This is a genomic window from uncultured Campylobacter sp. (genome assembly GCF_938045595.1).
Classification (GTDB): Bacteria; Campylobacterota; Campylobacteria; order Campylobacterales; family Campylobacteraceae; genus Campylobacter_B.
Window position 1 is genome coordinate 1 of record NZ_CALIBB010000239.1, and the last position, 4,291, is coordinate 4,291.

5 protein-coding genes are annotated in these 4,291 nt (G+C 51.6%); all 5 read right to left on the reverse strand.

The window, feature by feature from the left end; genetic code table 11:
• Positions 1–252 precede the first annotated feature (252 nt).
• Positions 253–1,635, reverse strand: coding sequence for a riboflavin kinase (locus Q0340_RS09065; RefSeq protein ID WP_298083053.1), 1,383 nt, complete (start codon positions 1,633–1,635; stop codon positions 253–255).
• A complete protein-coding gene (locus Q0340_RS09070) occupies positions 1,635–2,147 on the reverse strand; it encodes a lipocalin family protein (RefSeq protein WP_298083054.1) in 513 nt (170 codons plus the stop codon). Before Q0340_RS09070 ends, Q0340_RS09065 begins: the two co-directional genes overlap by 1 nt.
• The gene (locus Q0340_RS09075) at positions 2,137–3,321 is read right to left on the reverse strand and encodes an SAM-dependent methyltransferase (RefSeq protein WP_298083055.1); all 1,185 of its coding nucleotides are present in this window, start codon (positions 3,319–3,321) and stop codon (positions 2,137–2,139) included. The genes Q0340_RS09070 and Q0340_RS09075 overlap by 11 nt, the downstream gene beginning before the upstream one ends.
• Positions 3,318–3,887: a hypothetical protein gene (locus tag Q0340_RS09080; RefSeq protein WP_298083056.1), complete on the reverse strand. Its 570-nt coding sequence runs from the start codon at positions 3,885–3,887 to the stop codon at positions 3,318–3,320. Before Q0340_RS09080 ends, Q0340_RS09075 begins: the two co-directional genes overlap by 4 nt.
• On the reverse strand, positions 3,884–4,291 hold a 408-nt coding region (locus tag Q0340_RS09085; protein ID WP_363317263.1), incomplete at its 5' end, for a BRCT domain-containing protein. The genes Q0340_RS09080 and Q0340_RS09085, both read right to left, overlap by 4 nt.

Sequence of the window (4,291 nt, forward strand, 5' to 3'; positions counted from 1 at the left end):
GTCCTGCAGGCGGTACGTCGTTAAAATTTAACGACTTTTTATCGGCTTGCGCGCCGCTTTTGTGTACACTTCCCATATGGCATCGCAGACGCAGGCGGTGCACCAAGTATTCTCAGTGACAACGGGCGCACGACTTTTATACGGGACGACGCAGACGGCTCATTTAATGCGTCGTAGATGCAAAACGCGGGCAGACGCATCAAATCAAGCGCACAGCCCGCAAATTTCATCTTTAAGCTTACAAGCCGCAGATTAAAATTTACGGCTTCGTAATACCGCCTCCGCCTCTGAAGCGTCTTTTAAAATCTGCTCTTTAAGCTGCGCTAGATCGCTAAATTTGCGATTTTCGCGCAGGAACTTTATAAATTTCACGCAGGCAAATTTCGCGCCGCTGTTTTTGTCCGCAGCCTCTAAATTTTTATTTTCGGCGTCCAAGCTCTCGCTCGCCGCAAAATTTTGTGTAGAAATTTCGGTCGAATTACGCGCCGAAATTTCATCTGAATTTCGCGCAGAATGTGCGGCTTGCCCCCCGCAGCACGGCGCGTGATCTTGCGCGGAATTTAAACCCGCCTCAAAGCCTGCAAAGTCCCCTAAAATGTGCGTTTCAATCGCAAAAGCTCCGTCGGTGCTGAGCCTGTGCCCCAAGAAGCTCACGCTTGCAAATTCCTTGCTTCCGGCGCGTGCTAGGCTCGCATACACGCCGCTTTTTGGCATAAAATAGCCGCTCGCATCAAGATTTAGCGTCGCTACGAACTCCCGCGCCCCGCGCCCCTGACCGCGCACTACGCGTCCGCAGATCTCGTAATCTCGCCCTAAAAGCTCCGCCGCCTCTTCGCACCGACCGCGCGATAAAAGCTCCTTGATCCTGCTTGAATGCACGCCACCGCCGCTTAAGCAAAACTCGCCTAAGACGCAGGTTTGCCCGCGAAATTCGCGCCTTAAAAATTCCACGTCCCACGCCCGATCACACCCAAATCTAAAGTCCTCGCCGACGACAATTTTTTGTAAATTTATGAAATTCTGCCTTAAAAGTGCGATAAATTCGCCTCCGCTAAGGCTTTTGATAGCGCGTAGATCGCAATAAAAAATCTTTTTGTTCGTAAATGCCTGCCGTGACGCAAAAGGGGTTAGCTTCGTGCCACCACCTGCTAGGATTACGATTATAGCGCCGTGCTCGCCCAGGCGCTCAAATAATTTTTGATGCCCAAGGTGCATGCCGTCGAAGTTACCGATCGCTACGGCGCACACGTCATCGCGGTTTGCGCCTTGCAGCGTTGCGAAAATCTCGCCTCGTGCGAACTGCTCGCTTAGGCGCGCGCGTAGTACTTCCGCACAAGCAGGAAGCGCGCTTTGAGCTTGCGCATCTACGCCATTGCCGCAAGTGCCGCCATAAGCCGTTTCGTTACTGCAAGCGGTATCGGTGTCTGCTTCATCTGCGCGGTGCGCATCGCCGGCTTTGTTTTCACTCAACTCTTGCCTTGGGCGTTTGATATTTTGAGATGAATTTTCTCCATTGCTTGTGGAATTCTGTTCCGTAAAATTTTTCAAGCTGGAATTCTGTGATACGAAATTTTGCTCTTTAAAGTTCCGTAGCGAAGCCTCTGTATGGTCTTTACCTGATTTTTGATTAGCCATTACTTCTGCTTCGTCCAGACGATTTTTTTGGTGTCGTAGCCACTATGCTTCGCCTTTTTCAGATAGAGGATGCGGATCGGCTCGGGCAGGGTTTTGGTGCGCGAGAGGATATACAGCTCGCTCGTATCGGCGCCGAAAATCAGGGCGTAGCGATAGTCGCCGTCCACCTGCGCTACGCGGTAGAGGGAGTCGGAAATCAGACCTTTTTGATAGAGCAGACCTACGCTTTTATCGCCCGCAAACTCCAACACGTGCTGCTCGTTTTCGATTTTACCTGAGCTTGTTTTGGCGGTTTTTAAAAGATTGATCGTGGAGTTTTTATCGATAAAGCACTCGTACGCGGTGTTTTGCAGCTCGCCGCCGCCCTTCATACGAGCGATCTCATACCAGCCGCCGCTAAATTTAGCGATGTCGAAATTTTTTACTAGCGGCGCTTTTGGGCTTAGGCTTTTGGCGCATGAGCCCAAAAACAGGGCGCAAAACGCCAATATAATTAAGTTTTTAAATTTCATCGTTCATCCTTTTTAGAAGATAGAAAAATTCCCTATTTCCCTCTTTGCCCGTGATCTTACAGGCGCTAGCGTACAGCGTGGCAAGCCCCAGCTCGGCGCATAGCCGCTCAAATTTTGCCCGTGCGGCACAGACCGCTTTTTCATCTTTTAGCACGCCTTTTTTATTTCGCTTTATCTCCGCGCCGACCTCAAATTGCGGCTTAAATAGCACGATGAGAGCGTTTTTGGCGAGGCTCGCGAGACTTTTTAGGATCAAATTTAGCGATATGAAGCTCACATCGCAGGTGATGAGATCAAATTTTTTCTCGCTTGCAAACTTCCTGATGTCGGTGTTTTCGCGCACGACCACGCGAGGATCGCGCCGCAAAATTTCGCTTAGTTGAGAGCTGCCGACGTCAAGTGCGGTCACGCTCTTTGCGCCGCGCTGCAGTAAAATCTGCACGAACCCGCCCGTGCTGCTGCCCACGTCCAAAACATCGGCTCCCGCCAAATTTAAAATATCTTTTTCCGAGGGCTTTGTTTGTACCGGCTCCACGCCGCCTTCGTTGCGGCACGTGCCCGCATTGCCGCCCGATTTGGAGGCTTTCGCCGCATTTAAAATCTCTGCCGTTTCAGCGTCTACGTCCGTCTGTAAAAATTCCACCGTTTGCTTGCCTGCACCGGTTTGTAAAAGCTCCGCCGTCTCGGCGCTAGTTTTTGCGGTACGGATCGCCTCGGTAATGGCTTTTGCGCTCTTTGTCGTCGCGGCAGCCGCGCTTGGAATTTTATCAGCCTCGTTCGCGCCTAAAATTTTATCCGTAGTCGCAAAATCTGCACTTGAAATTTGCATCGTTACTGCGCCCGCCTTTTGCGTCGCTACCGATTTGCTATCTGCGCTCTTTGCGTTGCTATACGGCTTTGAAATTTCTACCGCCGAGTTAGGCAAATTTACGCCGCAGCTTGCTAAAAGCCCGTTTTCAGCGAGCTCGTCCATAAAGCCCGCAAGCTTGAGCGCGCCCCTGCTTACGTAAATTTGATCAATCGCGCTGATTTCGCCGCTATGCTCGGGCACGATCTGCGCAGAGGGCCTGTTTTGCACGGCGCCTCGCAGCAAAATTTTATCCTGCTTTATCAGTGCGGCGGCCTGATTTCTGCTGATTTTAAGCGTATTTGCGACGAGCAGATCAAATCTCATTTTGTATTTTCTCCACGCCGCGATGAAATTTTAAAGCTTACGCAGTTTTTGTGCGGCCTTGAGCTTAAAATTTTATCGCACAAAGTAAAGTCGCGCGTAGCAGTGCTACGCGGCTCAAATTTCAGCCGGCTGCACGCCGCAAATTTAACTATACTGTGCGTTGCAGGTTTCGGCTCGCCGTGCGTTGCAAATTTTATCTCGTCGCTAGCGAAAATTTTAAAATTTTTCCTATCGGCGCAGTGTTCGCGCGCCGCAAAATTTGAGATATTCTTGTTTGCAGCCGTATCTATCGGCGTCGTGCGCGCCGTTTTAGCGCCGCGGCAGGTATAGCCCGCGCGCCTAGCAGAAACCGCCTCCCTGTCTGCTGCTTTTACGCACGCCTTAGAGCTCAGCGATCTTACATTGACCGCTCGATTTGTCGCTTTTACCGCTTGCTCGTGCGCTACAAAATTTTTAAAATTCTCGCGCCTTGTAAAAGATATAAGCGCCACAGGGCGGAGATTGCTTTTAAAATTTAATCCCGCGCCGTTTGCGTGCGGTTTCGGCGCCAAGCAAAAAATCTTCACTCGCCGCTCCCCACAAGCGCTTCGGGCTCGCTCTTGCCGGGTGAATTTGTGTCGGTCGTCGCCAGGCTCGCGAGCGCTTCAAACTCGCTCTCATCGATCACCCGCACGCCAAGCGAGCGAGCTTTTTGTAGCTTGGAGCCCGCTTCTGCGCCTGCGAGCACGAAGTCGGTCTTGGCAGATACCGAGCCCTGCACCTTCGCGCCCATCGCCAAAAGCCTGGACTTAAACTCGTCGCGCGGACGGCTGAGCGTGCCGGTGATGACGACGCTGCGGTCGGTAAAAGCGCTTTTGACGGTATGCACCTCGGGCGCGCGAGGCGTGATGATTTCGCTTAGATTTAGAATTTTTTCGCGATTTATCTTACAAAACTCCGCTAGGCTCCTTGCCATCGCCTCTCCAAAGCC